Here is a 21,986-nt window from a genome sequence, read left to right as displayed (position 1 = left end):
GGGCAAGCGAATTTGCCGGACTCTTGCATGAGTAAGTGGCGCATAGCCACAAGTTCCCGAGCTGATACAAAAAAGAACAGGTCAGTGCGGTGAGGCAAGGATAACCGTTGGCGTCGTCCAATGCGCAGGTGTGCGTAGGAAAATGCCATCATTTGTGTGAGAAAAATGGATCCATGGCGGGGTTTTGGGGCAAACTCTCGGGTTTTCAACAGTTCGACAAGGCTGCCCCATGTCCTCTCCGTCCTCGGTTGATGAACAACGGTTCCGCAAACTTCTGAGTCGCAACGTCAGCCTGCCGCTGGGCGTCGGCGTGCTCAGTGCGGTGTTTTTCGTCTCACTGATCACCTATTTGCTGTCCGTCATCCAGTGGGTCGAGCATACCGACCGGGTGATCAATAACGCCAATGAGGCGGTGAAACTCACTGTCGATCTCGAAACCGGCATGCGCGGCTATCTGCTTAGCGGTGATGAGCACTTTCTCGATCCGTACGAAGTTGCCAAGCCGCGTATCGACGTCGCTCTCAATACGTTGCTGGAGCTGACCGCCGATAATCCGGTGCAGACCGACCGCCTGCGCCGTTTGCAAGCCTTGCAGGTGGAGTGGGCCAATTACGCGCAGTCTATGATCGATCTGCAGCGCAGCAGTGGCGACTATCGCGGTGCGGTCAAGGCCGGGCGGGGCAAGCGCCTGACCGATGAAATCCGCAAGCAATTCGAGGACGTCATCGAGACCGAGCAGGTGCTGCGCGCCACGCGCAATGAGGATGTGCGCCGCACGACGATCTGGAGCATCACCCTTTACCTGATCTTCATCGTTGGCATCAGCGGTTTGCTGGCCTACATCGGCCGCCGTGATCTGCTAAACCTGTCGACCAACTACAGCGCCAACCTCGCCGCCCAACTGGCCAGCGCCGAACGCCTGGAGAAACAGGCGTGGCTGCGCAACGGCCAGACGCAACTGGCCGAGCAGGTGTTGGGTCAACTGACGCTGAACCTGCTGGGGCGCAACATTCTGCAATTCTGCGCGCAATACCTTGGCACTGCCGTCGCTGCGCTTTATGTGCGTGAAGAACATGGCGGCCTCAAGCGTGTGGCGACTTATGGTTTCTCCCGCGAGCAGGAAGAGCTGAACCAGACGATTTACAGCGGTGAAGGCATCGTCGGCCAAGTCGCAGAACAAGCACGCCTGATCCGTCTCGACGCGGTCCCTGGCGACTATTTCAAAGTCAGCTCCGGCCTCGGTGCAGGCCTGCCGCACAGTGTGCTGGTGGTGCCGACCAGCGATGACGACCGCGTCAACGGCGTAATCGAGTTGGGCTTCCTGCGTCCGCTGTCCGAGCGCGACATCGAATTGCTGGAGCTGATTGCCGGCAACATCGGCACGTCGATCGAGGCGGCGCGCTACCGTCAACGCTTGCAGGAAGTGCTCGCCGAAACCCAGCAGCTCAATGAAGAGCTGCAAGTGCAGCAGGAAGAGCTGAAGACTGCCAACGAAGAGCTGGAAGAACAGTCGCGGATTCTCAAGGAATCCCAGGCGCATCTGGAAACCCAGCAAGTGGAGCTGGAGCAGACCAACGAGCAGCTCGCCGAACAGCGCGATGCGATGGACAAGAAAAACACCGAGCTGAATCAGGCGCAGATTCAACTCGAAGAGCGTGCCGAAGAGCTGCAACGCTCGAGCAAGTACAAGTCCGAATTCCTCGCCAACATGTCCCACGAACTGCGCACGCCGCTCAACAGTTCGCTGATTCTGGCCAAGCTGCTGGCGGAAAACCCGCAGCAGAATCTGTCGGCGGAACAGGTCAAGTTTGCCGAATCGATCTATTCGGCCGGCAACGATCTGCTCAACCTGATCAACGACATCCTCGACATTTCCAAGGTCGAGGCCGGCAAGCTTGAAGTGATTGCCGAAAACACCCGCGTCGATCGTCTGGTCGACGGCTTGCGCTCGATGTTCGAACCGCTTGCTGCCGACAAGCACCTTGCGTTCACCGTCGAGGTCCAGCCGGACGCACCGGGCTTGCTGTTCACTGATCGTCAGCGTCTGGAGCAGGTGATCAAGAATCTGCTGTCCAACGCGATCAAGTTCACCGAGCACGGCGCCGTCAGCCTGAGCATCACCGCGCAGCCGAATGATCACATCGCTTTCAGCGTCAAGGATTCCGGGATTGGTATCGCTGCGGATCAGCAGGAAAGTATCTTCGAAGCGTTCCGTCAGGCGGATGGCACCACCAACCGCAAGTACGGCGGTACCGGCCTCGGCCTGTCGATCTCGCGGGATCTGGCAACGTTGCTGGGCGGCTCGATCAGCGTCGACAGCGTACCGGGGCAGGGCAGCACGTTCACCCTGGTGTTGCCGCGTCAGTATCACGAATTCGGCGAAACGCCGGCCGCGCCGCTGACTTTTCATACCGCGCCTGCGGTGGCTACACCAGTGGCCGTTGCGGCACCGCTGGCGTCAGCGATTCCGGCTGTCATCCCGCGCTTCGCCGACGATCGCGACAAGGCGCCGTTCGCCACGCGCTGCATTCTGGTGGTGGAGGATGAACCGAACTTCGCCCGTATCCTCTATGACCTGGCCCATGAGTTGGGTTACATGTGTCTGGTCGCCCACGGTGCCGACGAAGGTTATGACCTGGCCCGCGAATTCGTGCCGGATGCGATCCTGCTCGACATGCGCCTGCCGGATCACTCTGGTCTGACTGTGCTGCAACGTCTGAAAGAACGCGCCGAAACCCGGCACATTCCGGTGCACGTGATTTCCGTGGAAGACCGCGTCGAGGCTGCCATGCACATGGGCGCCATCGGCTACGCAGTGAAGCCGACCACCCGCGAAGAGCTCAAGGACGTGTTCGCCCGTCTTGAGGCCAAGCTGACGCAGAAGGTCAAGCGCGTGCTGCTGGTCGAAGACGACGATCTGCAACGCGAAAGCATCGCGCGGCTGATTGGCGACGAAGACATCGAAATCACTGCGGTCGGCCTGGCCCAGGACGCCCTGGAATTGCTGCGCACGACCATCTACGACTGCATGGTCATCGACCTCAAGCTGCCGGACATGCTCGGCAACGATCTGCTCAAGCGCATGTCCACCGAGGACATCTGCTCGTTCCCGCCGGTCATTGTCTACACCGGCCGCAACCTGACTCGCGATGAAGAGGCCGAGCTGCGCAAGTATTCACGCTCGATCATCATCAAGGGCGCGCGCTCCCCGGAGCGGTTGCTCGACGAGGTCACACTCTTTCTGCACAAAGTCGAATCGCAGCTGTCCCATGAACGGCAGAAGATGCTCAAGACCGCGCGCAGCCGCGACAAGGTCTTTGAAGGTCGCAAAGTGCTGCTGGTGGACGACGATGTGCGCAACATCTTCGCCCTGACCAGTGCACTGGAACACAAAGGCGCAGTCGTGGTGATCGGCCGTAATGGCCGCGAAGCGATTGAGAAACTTCATGAAGTCGAGGACATCGATCTGGTGCTGATGGACGTGATGATGCCGGAAATGGATGGCTTCGAAGCCACCATGGAAATCCGCAAGGATCCGCGCTGGCGCAAGTTGCCAATCATCGCGGTAACGGCCAAGGCCATGAAGGACGATCAGGAGCGCTGCCTGCAAGCGGGCGCCAACGATTACCTGGCCAAGCCCATCGACCTTGATCGTCTGTTCTCGCTGATACGTGTGTGGTTACCGAAAATGGAACGCATCTAGTGGAACGCAGCAGTTCAGCCGAGCGCAACAGCGAAATCGAATTACGCTTGTTGATCGAGGCGATTTACCTGAAGTACAGCTATGACTTTCGCGACTACTCCGGCGCTTCGATCAAGCGCCGGGTGCAGCACGCGCTGAGTCAGTTCGAGTGCGCGACCATCTCGGCCCTGCAAGAGAAAGTCCTGCACGACCCGACGGCGTTCATGCAGCTGCTGCAACTGCTGACGATCCCGGTCAGCGAGATGTTCCGTGATCCTTCGCACTTCCTGGCGATCCGCAACGAAGTGGTGCCGCTGCTGCGCACCTATCCGTCGCTGAAGATCTGGATTGCCGGCTGCAGCACGGGCGAGGAGGTCTATTCGATGGCGATTCTGCTGCGCGAAGAAGGCCTGCTCGACCGCACGATCATCTACGCCACCGACATCAACCCGCGCTCGCTGGAGAAGGCCAAGCAAGGGATTTTCTCCATGGAAAACGTCCGCGCCTACACCGCCAATTACCAGCAGGCCGGCGGCCAGCGTTCGTTTGCCGATTACTACACCGCAGCCTATGGCTACGCGATTTTCGACAAGAGCCTGTGCGAGAACGTGACATTCGCCGACCACAGTCTGGCCACCGACAGCGTGTTCTCCGAAACCCAGTTGATTTCCTGCCGCAATGTGCTGATCTACTTCAACAAGAAGCTGCAGGACCGGGCATTCGGGCTGTTCCATGAATCACTGTCGCATCGCGGCTTTCTGGTGTTGGGCAGCAAGGAAACCCTGGATTTTTCCAACTATTCGAATCAGTTCGAGGCGTTGGTCAAACAAGAACGGATCTACCGCAAATCATGAACGACACCCCGAGCCTGCCTCGCATCGAGGCTGTCGTGATCGGCGCCTCCGCAGGCGGTGTCGAGGCGCTGCTGACCCTGCTCGGGCCATTGCGCAAAGGCTATGTGCTGCCGATCATCATCGTTTTGCATCTGCCGGAAGAACGCCGCAGTCATCTGGCCGAAGTGTTCTCCCGCCGTGTGGCGATGCCGGTCAAGGAAGCTGAAGACAAGCAGGACATTGAAGCCGGCACGGTGTATTTCGCCACGCCCGGTTATCACTTGTCGGTCGAAGCGGATCGCAGCTTGTCACTGAGCCTGGAGGACCGCGTACATCATTCGCGGCCTTCAATCGATTACTTGTTTGAATCCGCCGCTGACGTTTACGGCGAGACACTCGCCGCTGTCCTGCTGACCGGCGCCAATCACGATGGCGCGCGCGGGCTCGCTTACGTCAAGCGTTGCGCCGGCCTGACCATTGTTCAAGACCCCGAGGATGCACAAGTCGCCACCATGCCCCAGGCTGCACTGAACGTTCTGCAGCCGGATCATGTCCTACCCATTCACGGCATCGGCCGTCTGCTAGTCGAGCTGGAACGAATCGCATGCTGAGTAATATCCAAGCCAAACTGTTGATCGTTGACGATCTGCCAGAAAACCTGCTGGCGCTGGAAGCGCTGATCAAGCGCGAGGATCGCACGGTCTACAAGGCTCTGTCGGCGGACGAAGCACTGTCGCTGTTGCTGCAGCACGAATTCGCCATGGCCATTCTCGACGTGCAGATGCCCGGCATGAACGGCTTCGAACTCGCCGAGCTGATGCGCGGTACAGAGAAGACCAAGAACATTCCGATCATCTTTGTCAGCGCTGCCGGCCGAGAACTCAACTACGCGTTCAAAGGCTATGAAAGCGGTGCGGTGGACTTCCTGCACAAGCCGCTGGATATCCATGCGGTGAAGAGCAAGGTCAACGTTTTCGTCGATCTGTATCGCCAGAGCAAGGCGATGAAGCAGCAGGTCGAGGCGTTGGAGCAGGCCCGGCGTGAGCAGGAAGCGCTGCTGCAACAGCTGCAAAGCACCCAGCTGGAGCTGGAACAAGCGGTGCGCATGCGTGATGACTTCATGTCCATCGTTGCCCACGAGGTGCGTACACCGCTCAATGGCCTGATTCTCGAAACCCAGTTGCGTAAAATGCATCTGGCGCGAGACAACGCCTCAGCGTTCACCCTCGACAAGATGCAAGCGATGGTCGACCGCGATGAGCGACAGATCAAAAGCCTGATTCGCCTGATCGAAGACATGCTCGATGTCTCGCGAATCCGCACCGGCAAACTGTCGATCCGACCGAGTCGTTTCGATCTGGTGCAACTGGTCAGCAATCTCCTGCAGAATTTTGCCTCGCAAATGGAAGCGGCAGAAACCAGCGTTTCCTTCGAGGCATCGGCGCCGGTAGAAGGTTGCTGGGACGAGTTCCGCATCGAGCAAGTGGTGTCCAATCTGCTGACCAATGCCTTGCGTTACGGTGGTCGCAGCCCGATTCAGGTGCGCGTCTATCGCGAAGATGACGAGGCCCGGGTCGAGGTCCAGGACCACGGCATCGGCATCAGCGCCGAGAACCAGAAGCGTATTTTTCAGCAGTTCGAACGGGTGTCCGCCAAGACGGTGGTGGCCGGGCTCGGGCTGGGTCTGTTCATTTCCGAGCAGATCGTCGCCGCCCATGGCGGCTCCATCGTCGTCGAGAGTGAAATCAACGAGGGCGCCCTGTTTCGCGTTTGTCTGCCGATCCAGGAAAACGGCATATCCGACGCAACCTCTGAGTGACCACACGGTCGTATCAGCAGCTATTGACCGAACAAAGGCTTCCCATGAGCGTAGATGCGCAAGATGTAGTACTCGTCGTCGAAGACGAACCGGTTATCTTGATGGTCCTGACAGATTACCTGTCAGGGCAGGGCTATCGCGTGTTGCAAGCGGAAAATGGCGAGCAGGCTTTCGAGATCCTCGCCAGCAAACCTCATCTCGACATACTGATTACCGATTTCCGCCTGCCGGGCGGTATCTCCGGCGTGCAGATTGCCGAGCCAGCGGTGAAATTGCGACCGGACCTCAAAGTGATTTTCATCAGCGGCTACCCGCAGGAAATCCGTGAGACCGGCAGCCCGATTACCAACAGGGCACCGATCCTGGAAAAACCGTTTGATCTGGATGTGTTGCAGGAAAAGATTCAGGAATTGCTGGCCTGATATGTAGGAGCTGCCGTCGGCAGCTCCTATCGATTCAGCTATTGATCATCTCGCGCACCTTTGCGGTGAGCAGATCAAAGGTGAATGGCTTGGTGATCATCTGCATCCCCGAGTCGAGGAAGCCTCCGCGCACCGCAGCGTGCTCGGCATAGCCGGTGATGAACAACACCTTCAGACCCGGCCGGTATTGCCGACCGACTTCTGCCAGTTGCCGACCGTTCATGCCCGGCAGACCGACGTCGCTGATCAGCAAATCGATGCGTTGCGTCGAATTGAGAATCGGCATGGCGCCGTCGGCATCACCGGCCTCGACGAACGCATAACCCAACTCACTGAGCACGGCGCTGACCAATACGCGCACCGCAGGGTCGTCTTCAACGATGAGTACGGTTTCGCCATCCATCGCATACGGAGCCTGCTGCGAATCCGAGACGGGAATTTCTACTTCCTCACCCCGGAAACGCGGCAGATAGAGTTTTACCGTGGTGCCTTCATCGATTTCACTGTCGATCGACACATGCCCACGCGACTGCTTGCTGAAACCATAGATCATCGACAGTCCGAGGCCGGTGCCCTGGCCGATCGGCTTGGTGGTGAAAAACGGATCGAACGCACGGCTGACCACGCTCTGGGGCATGCCGCTGCCATTGTCAGTGACGCTGAGCATCACGTAATCGCCTGGCTCCAGATTGCTGTACGCAGCCGTGAATTCGCGATGCAGCACCTGATTGCTGGTTTCCACCACCAGCTTGCCACCCTCGGGCATCGCATCACGGGCATTGATCACCAGGTTGAGCAGGGCGCTTTCCAGTTGATTGGGATCGGCCTCGGCAACCCAGAGATTGTCGTCCAGGCGCATTTCCAGATGAATGCTTTCATTGAGGCTGCGTTGCAGCAGCTCGCCCATCGACAGCACCAGCGTGTTCATTTGCACGGCTTTCGGGTCGAGTGACTGACGGCGCGAGAACGCCAGCAGACGGTGAGTCAGGCCGGCGGCGCGGTTCGCTGACGTCACACCTAGATCGATCAGGCTGTCGAGGTCTTCCGTGCGGCCTCGGGCCAGACGTCGACGCAGCAATTCAAGACTGCCGATGATGCCAGTGAGCATGTTGTTGAAGTCGTGAGCGATGCCGCCAGTGAGTTGGCCGACCGCTTCCATTTTCTGCGATTGGCGCAGGGCTTCTTCGTTGTGGCGAAGTTGTGCGGTGCGTTCTTCGACTTGCTGTTCGAGGGTTTCCAGAGTCGATTGCAGGCGTCGTTCGCTTTCACTCAGGTCGATCAGCCGATCGCGCGCTTCATATTGTCGTCGTCGCCCACGCAGGGCGGCGGAGACCAGGCTGACCAGCGTCGCGGGATGGAAGGGGCGCTCGAGAAACGTCACGTTTCCCAGCAGGGTGCTGAGGCGCGACGGCGGCCCTTGTTCATCACCGCCATGATGAGTCAGCAGGACAATTGGCATGTCCGACCACGCGGGCTGCTGGTCAAGGTAGGCGATTAGCCCTTCCAGTTCAGGTCCGCGCAGCGCTTCAGCAGCAATCACCAGCAGTCCGGCACCGACCTCCAGCTCGGTGCACAGAGCGCCGAGATTCGGCGCCACCATGCCGCCGTAGCCGGCTTCGTTGAGGATCATCAAAGCGATCTGGCTGTCGCGACCCATGGGCGCCAGCACCAGCACCCGCTCGGCCAACGGCGTGTTGACCGTCACAAGCTTTCATCCTCAAGCAATGGATTGCTCGCTCCCATGTAGGTCGGCACGCCACGCAGCACGCCCTGGAAGGATTCCAGCGGTTGGCCGATGGTCATGCCACGCGAGGAAATCCGGTATTCACGGATGGTCGACTCGTGGTTGCCGGTACGTTTCTTGATAATCGAGATCGCCCGGCGGACTTTGCCGAGGGCTTCGAAGTAGCGCAACAGAATCACCGTGTCGGCCAGGTAAGTGATATCGACCGGCGCCTGCATATCGCCCACCAGGCCGTGCTGGGCGACCGTCATGAAAGTCGCCGCGCCTTTGCGGTTCAGGTACAGCAACAGCTCGTGCATGTGCAGCACCAGCGCGTTTTCTTCCGGCATCGCCGCTTGATAGCCGTTGATGCTGTCGATCACCACGGTTTTGATACCCAGCTCATCGACGCAACGCCGCACGCGGTGGGACAACTCGCCGGGAGACAATTCGGCGGCGTCTACTTGTTCGATCAGCAGATTACCGGTGGCCTGTAAGACTTTGAGGTCGATACCGAGATGACGCATGCGTTCGTACAGCAGGCCCAGCTCTTCATCGAAAATGAACAGCGCGGCTTTTTCGCCTCGAGCCACCGCTGCGGCGGCGAAGATCATTGAGATCAGCGATTTACCGGTACCGGCCGGGCCGAGAATCAGCGTGCTTGAGCCGGTCTCGATGCCGCCGCCGAGCAGGGCGTCCATTTGCGGGATGCCGCTGGACAGCTGCAGACGTGGGTAGTCGCCGCGATGTTCCGCCGCTACCAAGCGTGGAAAAACATGGACGCCGTCGCCCATGATGGTGAAGTCGTGGAAACCGCCACGGTATTTCTGCCCGCGATACTTGACCACTCGAACGCGCCGACGCTCAGCGCCGTAGCTCGGTGTCAGCTCTTCAAGACGAATCACGCCGTGGGCGACACTGTGCACGGTCTTGTCTAGGGACTCGGTGGTCAGGTCGTCGAGCAGCAGGACGGTGGCGTCGTAGCGCACGAAGTAATGCTTGATCGCCAGAATCTGCCGACGATAGCGCAACGAGCTCTGCGCCAGCAGACGGATCTCCGAGAGACTGTCGAGCACAACGCGAGTCGGCTTGAAACGTTCGACCACTTCGAAAATCTGCCCGGTCGCCTCACCCAGTTCAAGGTCCGAGGAATACAGCAGACTTTGCTGGTGTTCGGCATTGAGCAGGCTTTCGGGCGGTGTCAGCTCGAAGATCTTGATGTTTTCGTTCAGCTCCCAACCGTGGGAGAGCGCACCTTGACGCAGTTCTTTCTCGGTTTCCGAGAGAGTGATGTACAGGCAGCGTTCCCCGGCCAGCGCACCGGCGCGCAGGAAATGCAACGCCACGGTGGTTTTGCCGGTCCCGGGTTCCCCCTCGAGCAAAAACACATGGCCGCGAGACAAGCCACCGGCAAGGATGTCATCCAGACCTACAATGCCGACGGCGGCCTTTGCACTGATCAACTCGTTTGATGTAGTCAAAAAACGCCCTCTTATGACTAGGGTAATCCGGCGGCTGGCTAGAGTGAGCCGCCTGAGTAACTTGACCTCACGGCGTGTTCACGGTTCCGCTTTTTCTTGGACGGGCGGCCAATTGAGTCCGCCCTGACTGGATTAAAGACCTTGTTGCAAGGCCGGGTCGTCCGGATTCAGCTGCTCCAGTTGCGCCAACAGGATCTGCACATTCTGCAGTTGGCCGCTTTCCTTCCAGTAGTTGATCAGCAACACCCGCGCCTTGCGGTCGGCGGGGTGGCGCTGAACGATTTCCTGCAGTTGTTTTTGCGCCGCTTCCAGTTCTTCCGCGCTGTGCAGAGTGGTGGCGAGGTCGTAGCGATAATCCTTGTTGTCCGGCTCCAGTTCTACCGCTTTGGACAGGCCGAGCAGGGCGTATTCGCGCTGGCCGTGGTGCAGCAGCCACAGGCCGAGGGCATGTTGCAGATAGGCGGAATCAGGCTGCGCCTTGAGTTGACGTGCGAGCAACTGGCGAGCGGCATCGCTCTGGCCCTGGCGGTCAAGCACATCGATCTGCATGACCAGCGCCGGCAGGTTGCCGGGTTCCAGACGCAAGGTATTGTCCAACGCCTGTTGGGCCTGTTTGTATTCGGCGTTGTGGATATAGAGACGGGCCAGTTGCGCATAGTTGGCGGCGCTTTCCGGCTGGCTTTCCAGTGTCTGCTGCCAGCCATCAATAGCCTGCTGCAGCGGTGCGAAGTACAAACCCAATTCATCCGGGCTCAGGCCGAGCAGGGCATTGATCGCGGCGAACCGCACGGTTTGTTCTGCGTCGTCGAGCAACGGTCCGAGCAGCAGACTGCGTTGCCCACCGGGCACCAGACCGACGATGCTTTTGATCGCGGCGACGCGCACTTGCGGCGCTTCGTGATGCAGGTCGATGTCAGCCAGTTTCAAGGCCTGCGGGCTGGGGTAGTTGGGCAGCTCGCCGTGCAGCCAGACCCGGCGTTTGACCGAGATGTCCGGGCGGCCCAATTGCTGGTACAACTGGCGCGCCGCTCCGGGTTCACCAGTGCGCGCGGCGTTCAGCGCTTCGCTGTAGCCATGTTTGATAGCATCGGGAATGGTCGGTGTGCTGCTGCGCCATGACAGCCAGACGACGCCGAGGATCAGTACGAGGCCTAGGCCGATCAGCAGGTTGCGGCGGGACTGAGTCATGCGGGGTTTCCGAAAGCTTCGAACTTGAGCAGAGCGGCAAGCTTCGTTCAGCTTGGCGCGTGAGTCAAACCGTTGCCGGCGAATCGTCCTACAACACGTGTCGACTGTGAAATCCGTCAGGCTTTTGTTGCAATGTCTACGCTTGCAGAAGTCGTTTTAAAGAGAGTGCCCATGTCTGCGCTGTACACCTATTTCAAGGCGTTGATCCATCCCGGTCAGGCTGTTCTGCTGTTTGCCCTGCGGACCATCGCCGCCGGGCTGTTGACGCTTTATCTGGCGTTCATTTTCGATCTCGAACAACCGAAGTGGTCGATCATGGCTGTGGTGATTGTCAGTCAGCCATTGGCAGGGATGGCACTGGCGCGCAGTTTCGGCCAGGTGATCGGCACCACCGTGGGTGCCGCGGTGGCGGTGCTGATCATGGCGATTTTCCTCAGGCGCCGCTGCCGTTCATCACGACATTGGCGTTGTGGCTGGCGCTGTGCACAGCGGGCGGCACCTTGCTGCGCTACACCAGTTCCCAGGCGTTCGTGCTCAGTGGCTACACCGCGGTGGTGGTGGCCTTGCTGGCGATTCCGGACCAGGAAGGCACGTTTTTGCTAGCGGTCACCCGCGTCACCGAAACCCTGCTGGCCGTTGCCTGCGTGTGCGTGGTGAGCCTGCTCACAGCCCGGCCTGAAGCAGTGGCCAAAGGTTATTTCGCCAAAATCGATCAGGTGATCAAACTGGCCGCCAGCCACGCCGCCGAAGTGCTTCGCACGGAAGAAAGCGAAGCCGATTTTCAGCGTCGGCAGATGCAACTGCTCGGCGAGATCAGCGCATTGGAGGGGTTGCGGCGCCATTTGTATTTCGATGCCCCACGTTTGCGCGATGCCGACAATCTGGTGTTGCTGCTCGGCAATCAACTGATGCTGCTGACGTCGCGACTGACCGCGCTACGGCATCAGCGCGAATTGCTCATCGAACGCTGGGAGGGCGATCTGCCGCTGGAGGTGCAGCAACTGCGGGCCGAGGAACTGGCGTTGCTTGAGCAACTGGCGCAACAGGGTCGTGCGCTGTCTGGCGCGGACCGGCAACGTTTCGTCACCTTGCAGCAACAGTTCGAAGCGTTGGCGTACAAGGCCGAGCAGCAGACCGAGAACATGAGTGCGGCCCTGCGTTCACTGGCCTGGGCGCTGCGTTGGGAGCAGGCGCGCCTGCTGCAGCAACTGGAGCAGATTCTCGAACTGAGCGACGCCATTCAGGAAGGGCGCCCGGCCAGTTGCCTCTATCGCGGGCAGAGCAGTCCGTTGCATCTGGATTTCACTCTGGCCTCGATGAACGCCATTCGCGCCTTTACCGCGCTGTTGGTCAGCGGATTGATCTGGATCGAAACGGCGTGGGATGGCGCGCGCGGCGGAATGATTCTGGTGGGGATTCTCTGCTCGCTGATGGCGACGTTTCCGCGTCCGCTGATGGCTGCGCAAAGCTATGCGCGAGGCTTGGGTCTGGCGCTGGTAGTGTCGGCGTTCTATCAATTCATGCTGGTGCCCGCGATCAGTGATTTCGAGCTGCTGGCCTTGCTGCTGGCGCCGCTGCTGTATGCCATTGCCGTGGGCATTTCCAGTCCGGCCACCGCCGGTATCGGCATGGGCCTGGGCCTGTCCAGTTTCCTCATGCTCGGGCCGCAAAATACCGGCACTGGGCAGAACACGGCGATCCAATGGTTCGAATTCGCCGGCGCCTACGTCAGTGCAGCGATGCTGGCCCTGATCGTTTATGCGCTGATCTTCCCGTTCCGCCCGGCCTTGCGCATCCGGCGCCTGTACGGCGAAGCGCGGGAGCAGGTGTACCAACTGAGCAAAATGCCGGCCACCGATGAACAACAATTCGCCTTCGAGAGTCGGATGACCGATCGCCTGACCAGCATGCTCGGCCTGCTGCCAGCGGCAAACGATCGCGCCATGCAACGCTTGTATGAAATCAGCCTGGCTTGCGTAGCCCTGGGCGTGGCCATGCATCAGCTGAGGCAGCAGGCGCAGAACAACGCGTTACTCACCGATGCGTTCAGCCAGCGCCTGGCATCGGCGTTACGCAAGACCGGTCGCCTGGTTGCCGGACGCGCGGATGTGCAGCTCCCGGCGCTGCTGGCGACGTTGCACCAACTTGGAGATGAGCTGGACGAGCTGCACGCCGCCAGTCATGAACATTTATGGTCGGTGTTTCGCATGCGTGTGGCGCTGCTGATTGTGGTGTCGTTCCTCGAGCGCCACGGCGAACATTTGCAACCTCAAGGTCTGGAAGGAGAACCGCAACTTGCCCATTGATTTCGAAATTGGCGGGGTTTATCTGCCGCCGATTGCCCAGGCTCTGCTACTGGCGATCCCGATTTTCATGTTGCTGGACTGGTGCTTGCGCCGCCTGGGCGTACTGCGCCTGGTCTGGCATGAAGCGCTGTTCGAAGGCGCCCTGTACGCCTGTGTCTGCGCCACGCTGATTCTGTTGATGGGAGCCTGATGTCTTGAAAGCACTAGTTGCACGAATGATGACCGTGGCAGTGGTGATCCTGGCGATCGTCCTCGGCTGGTTTGCCTGGGAGTATTACACCCGTGCGCCCTGGACGCGGGATGCTCGGGTGAGGGCGGATGTGGTAACGCTGTCGGCGGATGTTTCGGGGCGCATCGTCAAACTGGCGGTGCAGGACAACCAGCATGTCGACAAGGGCCAGTTGTTGCTGGAGATCGATCCGGCGCGCTATCAACTGGCGGTCGAGCATGCCCGACGCTCGGTGGAGGTTTCCAAGGCCTCGCTGGGGCAATCGCAAGCGGCAATCGTCGCCAGTGAAGCGTTGCTCAAACAACGTCAGAGCGAGGAGCGCCGGCGCCGGACGCTGAAGCAGGGCTTCGCCATTTCCGGTGAAGAATGGGAGAAGGCCAGTACCGACGTAGCGGTTGCCCAGGCGGATCTGTTGCGCAATCAGGCCAACCTCGGCTTGGCCGAGGCCAATGTGCAACTGGCAATTGCCGCGCTGACCCAGGCTGAACTGGATTTGCAGCGCACCCGCGTTGAATCGCCAGTGAGCGGTTACGTGACCAACCTGCTGACCCGCCAGGGTGATTACGCACAGGCGGGCGGGGCACTGCTGGCGTTGGTCGACAGCGATTCGTTCTACGTCAGCGGCTATTTCGAAGAAACCAAGTTGCCGCGAATCGAGAAGGGCGACCGGGTGCGCATTCAATTGATGAGCGGTGAGCGCTTCGGCGGCACAGTGGAAAGCATCGCCTTCGCCATCGCCGACCGCGAAAACGCGCCCGGCAGCCGATTGCTGGCAAACATCAACCCGAGTTACACCTGGGTGAAGCTCGCGCAACGGGTGCCGGTGCGCATTGGCATTGATGGTGACTTTGCCGGCAAGCATCGCCTGCGCGCCGGTACAACCGCCACTGTCACCGTCCTGGAGGATCACCGCTGATCCATTGTGGGAGCGAGCCTGCTCGCGAAGGCAGAGTATCAGCCACCGCTGATATGTCTGACCTGACGCTTTCGCGAGCAGGCTCGCTCCCACAAAAAATCCCAGTGCTGCAAACAGGCATAAAAAAACCCCGCGACCGAATGATACGCGGGGCAAAAAATTTGGTTGGTTGCGGCCAACCAAAGGAGCTCTTTAACAACCTTTACTTGCTGGCGACTGTCTCCGGTTGCCAGCCACCGCCGAGGGCCTTGTATATCGCGACGATGCCGCGATACAGCTCGACTTCGGCCTGTGCCTGACTGTCTTCGGCGTTCAGGCGCTCACGTTGAGCGTCGAGCAGGACGAGGAAATCGGTGGTGCCTTCGCGGTAGCGGATTTCCGCCAGATCAGCGGCCTTGCGACTCGATTCGCTCTGACGGATCAGCGAGATCAAACGTTGCTGACGCTTGCCGTAATCGCTGAAGGCGTTTTCCGATTCTTCCAGAGCCAGCAGCACCTGTTGCTCGTAGTTGGCCAGCGCGCCTTCGGCGTCAGCATTGGCACCGCGCAAACGGGCGCGGACGCTGCCGAGGTCAAACGCAGCCCAGGTGATGCTCGGGCCGAGTGCCCAGGCGTTGGCTGCCGAGGAACCGATCTGCGAGCCACGTCCGGCGGTCCAGCCGAGGAAGCCGCTGAGGCTGACCCGCGGGAACAGGTCGGCCTTGGCCACGCCGATGCGCGCAGTGGCCGAAGCCAATTGCCGTTCGGCGCTGAGAATGTCCGGACGACGTTGCAGCAGTTCACCCGGATCACCGATCGGCAGCGCCTTGGCGATGGCCGGCAGATCCTTCGGGCTCAGGTCGACGGTCAGTTTGTCCGGGCGCTCACCGAGCAGGGTAGCGATACGGTTTTTCTGCCGAACCTGTTCCGCCTGCAACTGCGGCACCGTGGCTTCGACGTTGGCCAGACGCGCATCGGCGCGTTCGACATCGAGCTGATCACCGACACCGGCGTCACGCAGGCTGATGGTGATCTTGCGCGACTCCTGCTGGTTGTTCAGGTTGGCCACGGCGATCTTTTCCCGCAGCTGGGCGCCGCGCAGTTGACCGTAGGCGTCGACCAGTTCGGCAATCATGGTGACTTGCAACTGGTAAAGATCGGCTTCGGCGGCCTGCTGGTCGGCGTCACTGGCTTCCAGATTGCGCTGGATGCGACCGAACAGGTCGAGCTCCCAGGCCATGTCCAGACCGAGGTCATAACGCTCGCTATTGACCCGGTTGGTGGTCTGGCCGGGAATCTGGCCCTTGCCCAGGTCACTGCTGGCGCGGCTGGTGATGGTCGGCATCGCGTCATTGCTGGCGTCGTCGCGGATCGCCCGGGCGGCTTTCCAGCGGGCGAACGCCACGCGCAGTTCACGGTTGCCTTGCAGCGACTGGCTCACCAACTGGTTCAGAGTCGGATCATCGAATTGCTGCCACCAGATGCCTTCGAATTTCGAACGGTCGAAGTTCTTTTGCCCGGCGGCGCCGTCGGTGGCGGTCGTGATGTTGGCCGCCTCCGTAGCTGGGGTCTTGTAGTCGGGGCCGACGGCGCAGGCGCTGAGGGCCAGCACCAGCAGACTCGGCAGGAAGACTTTCAGACTCATTGTTGCGCCTCCAGTGGCTTTTGAAGAGTGTGCGCCTTGGCTGCTTTGCGCTGCTCGCCGCGTTCGACAAAGTTACGGATCAGTACATAGAACACTGGCGTCAGCAGCAGACCGAAGAAGGTCACCCCTAGCATCCCGGAGAACACCGCCACACCCATGGCGTGGCGCATTTCGGCACCGGCACCGCTGGAGAACACCAGTGGCACCACACCCATGATGAACGCGAAGGAGGTCATCAGAATCGGCCGCAGACGCAGGCGGCAGGCTTCCAGCACCGCAGCGAGCGGATCGAGGCCTTCTTCCTGTTTGTCCTTGGCGAATTCGACGATCAGAATCGCGTTTTTACAGGCAAGTCCCACCAGTACGATCAAGCCGATCTGGGTGAAGATGTTGTTGTCACCGCCGGAAATGATCACACCGGTGATGGCCGACAGCAGCGTCATCGGTACGATCAGGATCACCGCCAGTGGCAGGCTCCAGCTTTCGTATTGGGCGGCGAGTACCAGGAACGCCAGCAGTACGCAGAGCGGGAACACGAACAGCGCGGTGTTGCCGGACAGAATCTGCTGGTAGGTCAGGTCGGTCCACTCATAGGTCATGCCGTTCGGAAGTTCTTCCTTGAGCAGTTTCTCGATGGCTTTTTCCGCCTGGCCAGAGCTGTAGCCCGGGGCTGCGGCACCGTTGATTTCAGCGGTGATGAAGCCGTTGTAGTGCATCACCCGATCCGGTCCCGAGGTGTCGCTGACCTTGATGAAGGTCGCCAGCGGGATCATTTCGCCTTTGTTGTTGCGTACTTTCAGCTGGCCGATCTGGTCGGATTCAAGGCGGAACTGTTGTTCGGCCTGAACGTTGACCTGGTAGGTGCGCCCGAAGCGGTTGAAGTCGTTGGCATACAGCGAACCCAAATAGATCTGCAGGGTGTCGAAGATATCGCTGACGGCCACGCCGTGGGTCTTGGCTTTTTCACGGTCGATGGCGGCATCGACCTGCGGCACGTTCACCGTGTAGCTGGTGAACAGGCCGGCCAGTTCCGGCACGTTGTGGCTTTTGTTGATGATGTTCATGGTTTCTTTGTACAGCTCGTCGTAGCCCAGGTTGCCCCGGTCTTCGATTTGCAGGCGGAAACCACCAATGGTGCCCAGACCTTGTACCGGCGGTGGCGGGAAGATCGCCATGTACGCTTCCTGAATGTTCGCGTACTGGCCGTTCAAGGCGCCGGCAATCGCGCCGGCGGACATGCTCGGGTCTTTACGCTCGTCGAACGGTTTCAGCGTCACGAAGACGATGCCGGCGTTCGGGCTGTTGGTAAAACCGTTGATCGACAGGCCCGGGAACGCTACGGCGCTTTCCACGCCCGGCTGTTTCAGCGCGAGGTCGGACATGCGCTTGATCACGTCTTCGGTGCGATCCAGGCTCGCGGCATCCGGCAATTGCGCGAAGGCCACCAGGTATTGCTTGTCCTGGCCGGGTACGAAACCGGTCGGCGTGCTGGAGAAACCGAAGAAGGTCAGTACCATCAGGCCTGCATACACGAGCAGGGCGATGCCGCTGCTACGGATAACCCGGCGCACGGTGCCGACGTAGCCATGACTGGCACGGTCGAAGAAACGGTTGAACGGACGGAACAGCCAGCCGCCGAAGATCTTGTCGAGCACTTTCGAGAAGCGGTCTTTCGGCGCGTCGTGGCTTTTCAGCAACACAGCGGCCAATGCTGGCGACAGGGTCAGCGAGTTGAACGCCGAGATCACTGTCGAGATAGCGATGGTCAGTGCGAACTGTTTGTAGAACTGCCCGGTGAGGCCGGAAATGAACGCCGCTGGAATGAACACCGCACACAGCACCAGTGCGGTGGCCACGATCGGCCCGGTCACTTCCCGCATGGCGCGCTTGGTCGCTTCGACCGGCGTCAGGCCGAGTTCGATGTTCCGTTCGACGTTTTCCACCACGACGATGGCGTCATCCACCACGATACCGATGGCCAGTACCAGGCCGAACAGCGACAAGGCGTTGAGCGAGAAGCCGAACAGGTGCATGACCGCAAACGTACCGATCAACGATACCGGCACCGCCACCAACGGAATGATCGAGGCGCGCCAGGTCTGCAGGAACAGAATCACCACCAGCACCACGAGGATCAGCGCTTCGAACAGGGTGTGCACCACCGCCTCGATCGAGCCACGAACGAAGATCGTCGGGTCATACACGATGCTGTAGTCCATGCCCTGCGGGAAGCCTTTCTTCAGCTCTTCCATCTTGCCGCGCACTTCGTTGGAAATGTCGATGGCGTTGGAACCGGGACGCTGGAAGATCGGAATCGCTACAGCCGGCTGATTGTTCAGCAGCGAGCGCAAGGCGTATTGGCTGGAACCCAGTTCAATGCGCGCGATGTCCTTCAGGCGAGTGATCTCACCGTCGTCGCCTGCGCGAATGACGATGTTCTCGAACTCTTCTTCGGAGACCAGACGGCCCTGGGTGTTGACCGACAGCTGGAAACTTTGCGCGGTCGGGGCAGGGGGCGCGCCCAGTTGACCGGCGGCGACCTGACGGTTCTGCTCGCGAATCGCGGTCACCACATCGGTCGCGGTCAGATTGCGCGAAGCGGTCTTGTTCGGGTCAAGCCAGACGCGCAGCGAGTAGTCGCCCATACCGAACAACTGCACGTCACCGACACCACCGAGGCGAGCAAGCTCATCCTTGATGTTGAGGATCGCGTAGTTGGACAGGTACAGCATGTCGTAGCGCTTGTCCGGTGAGGTCAAGTGCACAACCATGGTCAGGTCGGGCGATGCCTTGTCGACGGTGATACCGATGCGCGTTACTTCCTCGGGAAGCTTCGGCTCGGTCCGGGTCACCCGGTTCTGCACCTGCACCTGCGCGTTGTCCAGGTCAGTGCCCAGTGGCGAAGGTGATGGTCAGGGTGATCTTGCCGTCGGCGGTCGACTGCGAGGACATGTACAGCATGTTCTCGACGCCGGTGATGGCCTGCTCCAGCGGAGCGGCCACGGTTTCACCGATGACTTTGGGGTTGGCGCCCGGGAAGTTGGCGCGCACGACCACGGTCGGCGGCACGACTTCCGGGTATTCGCTGATCGGCAACTGGAACAGCGAGATCGCGCCGGCGATCAGGATCAACAGCGACAGCACCGCTGCGAAGATCGGCCGGGAAATGAAGAATTGGGAAAAATTCATCGGAGTTGTCGTCCCTTAACCGCGTGGGGTCGTAGCAGCCAGCTTCGCAGCCGAACCCGATGCACCCTTGGCAGGGGCAACTTTGGGCAGGTTGCTGGCTTCCAGCGCTTGACGTTGTTGAGCGAGGGCAGCGAGGGTCTGCTCGCTGGCCATCGGAATCACCTCAGGGGTGACCGGTGAGCCAGGACGAACCCGTTGCAAGCCCTTGACGATGATGGTGTCGTCCTTGTTCAGACCGTTGCGGACGATGCGCAGGCCTTCAATCTTCGGACCGAGTTCTACGGCGCGGTAGGCGGTCTTGTTGTCGCCATCCATCACCAGCACGAACTTCTTGCCCAGGTCAGTGCCCACGGCTTCGTCATTGATCAGCATGGCGTTGTAGGTGCCGCTGCCGACCAGTTTCAGCCGTGCGTACAAGCCCGGGGTGTAGGTGCCGTCAGCGTTGTCGAAGACTGCGCGACCACGGATGGTGCCGGTTTTCGGATTGACCTGGTTGTCGACGAAGTTCATCTGGCCGAGGTGCGGGTTGCCGTCTTCGTTGGACAGGCCCATGTATACTGGCGTAGTGGCGCCACGCTGGCCGTTGCGGGCCAGTTGGGTGTATTTGAGGAACACGCGTTCGTCGGCGTCGAAATAGGCGTAGACCTTGTCGGTGGAGACGACGCTGGTCAGTGCGGTGGTATCGGCGGTCACCAGGTTGCCGGCAGTGATTTCGGCGCGGCTGACGCGGCCGCTGATCGGTGCGGTCACGCGGGTGAAGCTCAGATTCAGTTTGGCCAGGTCCAATTGTGCCTGCAGAGCACCGACGGCGGCGCGGGCCTCTTGGGCAGCGCTGGTGCGCGAGTCGGCCAGTTCAGCGGAAATGGCGTTGCTGGTACGCAGACGTTCACCGCGAGCGGCTTCGTTTTCGCTGCGAGTGGCGGTGGCGCGGGCTTGAGCAACCAGAGCTTCGAGGCGGCGTACCTCGGCCTGGAACGGACGCGGATCGATCTGGAACAGCAGGTCGCCTTTCTTGACCAGCGCGCCTTCGGTGAACGCGACCTGATCGATCTGGCCCGATACCCGTGGGCGGATTTCAACGGTTTCCGGCGCTTCGAGGCGCCCGGTAAATTCGTCCCACTCGTTGACCGGTTGTTCCAGCACCTTGGCTACGCTGACTTTGGCAGCGGGCGGGGCGCCAGCAGTCTCCGGAGTTTTGCCGCAGGCGCTCATCACCAGTACGGCCAGCATGGCCAACGGGAAGCGCAAATGTTTGAGTGATTGTTCCATGGATGCAATCCGCCGAAGTATTGAAGATGGGCGGATGATGCTCGGCGCGGGTGTGATGGCACGAATCGAATGAAGCAAAGGTAACTATCATTCGGAATGATATAAGCGCCGAGGCAGCCCTCTAGCATGCACCTTTCGTTAGGAGGCTAACAATCGGCCTGAAGGCAATTCTGTGTTGCTTGATCTGCAATGATTGCGACCGACGCTGCGCGCGGAGGATTATCCGGCGATTAAATACCTCGCTGTTACCAGCACCTCGTCCACTTGCCGGAGCAATACGCCAATATCGCGGAACGGGCAACCAAGGGAGTTTCGCTCTAACATGAGCGCAACCTCATGCTCTGACATTTATCGTCCCCGGATCATTTTTATGCGCGACCTGCCCCCGACCGCGACCCTGCGTGCTTTTGAAGTGGCCACCCGACACCCGACGTTCACCGCTGCCGCTCAAGAGTTGCACGTGACCCAGAGCGCCGTCAGTCATCAGCTCCGGCACCTTGAAGAACTTTGGGGCTTGCAATTGTTCGAGCGCGGCAAGGCGTTGCGCCTTACAACAGCGGGGGCGACGCTGGCGCCGATCGTGCGCGAGTTTTTCATCAGCCTTGAAGCAACGCTGGAGGATCTGCGCGAGCAAAAGGACAGGGTTCGCCTGACTGTCAGCACCACCTATTCGTTCGCGTTGAAGTGGCTGCTGCCACGCTTGCCGAATCTGTCGCGCCTGCACCCGGAGCTGTTGGTGTCGCTGGATACCACGGACAAGATCATCCACTTCGCCAATGGCGAAGCCGATGTCGCAATCCGCTTGGGCAAGGGCAATTACCCCGGTCTGTATTCAGAGTTCCTGTTCGGCGAACAGGTGTTTCCCGTGGCCAGCCCCGAACTGCTGCAGCGCGTCGGCAGGCCGGGCAGTCCCGCCGAGTTGCTGCAGATGCCGTTACTCATTCGCGACGGCGCCGAGTTGGCGCCGAAATGGGAGGTGTGGTTTCAGTCCGTCGGGCTGGAGTTTTTACCGCTGCGCGAAGGCGTCAGGTTTGGCGACACCAACATGACGGTGGAAGCTGCGTTGCTCGGCCAGGGAGTGGCGTTGGTGCGCAGCGGCCATGTCGAAAATGAAATTGCCGACGGCCGTCTGGTGAGGCTGTTCGATGTGCCGTTCACTTCGCCGCTTGCTTATTATTTCGTCTGTCCCAAAGGCATTGAAGCCCAGCCGCATATCCTCAAATTTCGCGAGTGGTTGCTCAGTGAAGCGTTGAAGGTGCAGAGCGCACAGCGCTGAAGTATGAGCAATTGCTCACGGTGTAATGA

Annotated in this window: 13 protein-coding genes and 2 pseudogenes; 9 read left to right on the top strand and 6 right to left on the bottom strand. The window is 60.1% G+C overall.

All coding sequences use genetic code 11. The features are described 5' to 3' along the window. Positions 1–229 precede the first annotated feature (229 nt). Genes AB4O12_RS09145 through AB4O12_RS09125 form a run of 5 tightly spaced genes read left to right on the top strand, consistent with a single transcriptional unit; the run spans position 230 to position 6,756 of the window. On the top strand, positions 230–3,703 hold the full coding sequence (locus AB4O12_RS09145) for a response regulator (RefSeq protein ID WP_460061506.1): 3,474 nt from the start codon (positions 230–232) through the stop codon (positions 3,701–3,703). Beyond that, positions 3,703–4,536 carry a CheR family methyltransferase gene (locus AB4O12_RS09140; protein WP_016774863.1) on the top strand — a complete coding sequence of 278 codons (834 nt, stop codon included), beginning with the start codon at positions 3,703–3,705 and terminating at the stop codon, positions 4,534–4,536. The genes AB4O12_RS09145 and AB4O12_RS09140 overlap by 1 nt, the downstream gene beginning before the upstream one ends. Further along, entirely contained in the window at positions 4,533–5,126 is a 594-nt protein-coding gene (locus AB4O12_RS09135) for a chemotaxis protein CheB (protein ID WP_041480259.1), read from the top strand. Before AB4O12_RS09140 ends, AB4O12_RS09135 begins: the two co-directional genes overlap by 4 nt. After that, positions 5,120–6,334, top strand: a complete 1,215-nt coding sequence (locus tag AB4O12_RS09130) for a hybrid sensor histidine kinase/response regulator (RefSeq protein WP_041480260.1) — start codon at positions 5,120–5,122, stop codon at positions 6,332–6,334. Before AB4O12_RS09135 ends, AB4O12_RS09130 begins: the two co-directional genes overlap by 7 nt. 44 nt (positions 6,335–6,378) lie before the next feature. Continuing rightward, the gene (locus AB4O12_RS09125) at positions 6,379–6,756 is read left to right on the top strand and encodes a response regulator (RefSeq protein ID WP_041480262.1); all 378 of its coding nucleotides are present in this window, start codon (positions 6,379–6,381) and stop codon (positions 6,754–6,756) included. Positions 6,757–6,790: 34 nt separating this feature from the next. On the opposite strand, the gene AB4O12_RS09120 is transcribed toward AB4O12_RS09125, so the two are convergent. The 3 genes from AB4O12_RS09120 to AB4O12_RS09110 form a co-directional block, all read right to left on the bottom strand. Further along, positions 6,791–8,461: an ATP-binding protein gene (locus tag AB4O12_RS09120; protein ID WP_150635167.1), complete on the bottom strand. Its 1,671-nt coding sequence runs from the start codon at positions 8,459–8,461 to the stop codon at positions 6,791–6,793. Further along, positions 8,458–9,960 (bottom strand): ATPase domain-containing protein, encoded by a 1,503-nt coding sequence (locus AB4O12_RS09115; protein ID WP_460061502.1) that lies wholly within the window; start codon positions 9,958–9,960, stop codon positions 8,458–8,460. The genes AB4O12_RS09120 and AB4O12_RS09115 overlap by 4 nt, the downstream gene beginning before the upstream one ends. A gap of 132 nt (positions 9,961–10,092) precedes the next feature. Beyond that, the gene (locus AB4O12_RS09110; RefSeq protein ID WP_252867681.1) at positions 10,093–11,148 is read right to left on the bottom strand and encodes a tetratricopeptide repeat protein; all 1,056 of its coding nucleotides are present in this window, start codon (positions 11,146–11,148) and stop codon (positions 10,093–10,095) included. Between the two features lie 171 nt (positions 11,149–11,319). Here AB4O12_RS09110 and AB4O12_RS09105 point away from each other — a divergent pair. The 3 genes and pseudogenes from AB4O12_RS09105 (at position 11,320) to AB4O12_RS09095 (ending at position 14,599) form a co-directional block, all read left to right on the top strand. After that, positions 11,320–13,454, top strand: a pseudogene (locus tag AB4O12_RS09105) (FUSC family protein). Further along, complete coding sequence (locus AB4O12_RS09100) at positions 13,444–13,644, top strand: DUF1656 domain-containing protein (RefSeq protein WP_016774855.1); 201 nt, start codon at positions 13,444–13,446, stop codon at positions 13,642–13,644. The pseudogene AB4O12_RS09105 and the gene AB4O12_RS09100 overlap by 11 nt, the downstream one beginning before the upstream one ends. A gap of 25 nt (positions 13,645–13,669) precedes the next feature. Further along, positions 13,670–14,599: a biotin/lipoyl-binding protein gene (locus AB4O12_RS09095; protein ID WP_460062435.1), complete on the top strand. Its 930-nt coding sequence runs from the start codon at positions 13,670–13,672 to the stop codon at positions 14,597–14,599. A 202-nt stretch (positions 14,600–14,801) separates the two neighbouring features. On the opposite strand, the gene AB4O12_RS09090 is transcribed toward AB4O12_RS09095, so the two are convergent. From AB4O12_RS09090 to mexE, 3 genes and pseudogenes are all read right to left on the bottom strand, one after another. Then, positions 14,802–16,223: a TolC family protein gene (locus tag AB4O12_RS09090; protein ID WP_315435108.1), complete on the bottom strand. Its 1,422-nt coding sequence runs from the start codon at positions 16,221–16,223 to the stop codon at positions 14,802–14,804. Then, positions 16,220–19,412, bottom strand: a pseudogene (locus AB4O12_RS09085) (efflux RND transporter permease subunit). Before AB4O12_RS09085 ends, AB4O12_RS09090 begins: the two are co-directional and overlap by 4 nt. Positions 19,413–19,427: 15 nt before the next feature. Then, positions 19,428–20,681 (bottom strand): multidrug efflux RND transporter periplasmic adaptor subunit MexE, encoded by a 1,254-nt coding sequence (gene mexE / locus AB4O12_RS09080; protein ID WP_039761553.1) that lies wholly within the window; start codon positions 20,679–20,681, stop codon positions 19,428–19,430. A gap of 370 nt (positions 20,682–21,051) precedes the next feature. Between mexE and gcvA the strand changes: the two genes are divergently transcribed. Next, positions 21,052–21,957 carry a transcriptional regulator GcvA gene (gene gcvA / locus AB4O12_RS09075; protein WP_252882094.1) on the top strand — a complete coding sequence of 302 codons (906 nt, stop codon included), beginning with the start codon at positions 21,052–21,054 and terminating at the stop codon, positions 21,955–21,957. Positions 21,958–21,986 lie beyond the last annotated feature (29 nt).

The organism is Pseudomonas sp. S2_A05, from assembly GCF_054668485.1.
Note: the sequence above shows the minus strand (reverse complement) of the source record. Positions and strands in the feature narration are given on the sequence as shown.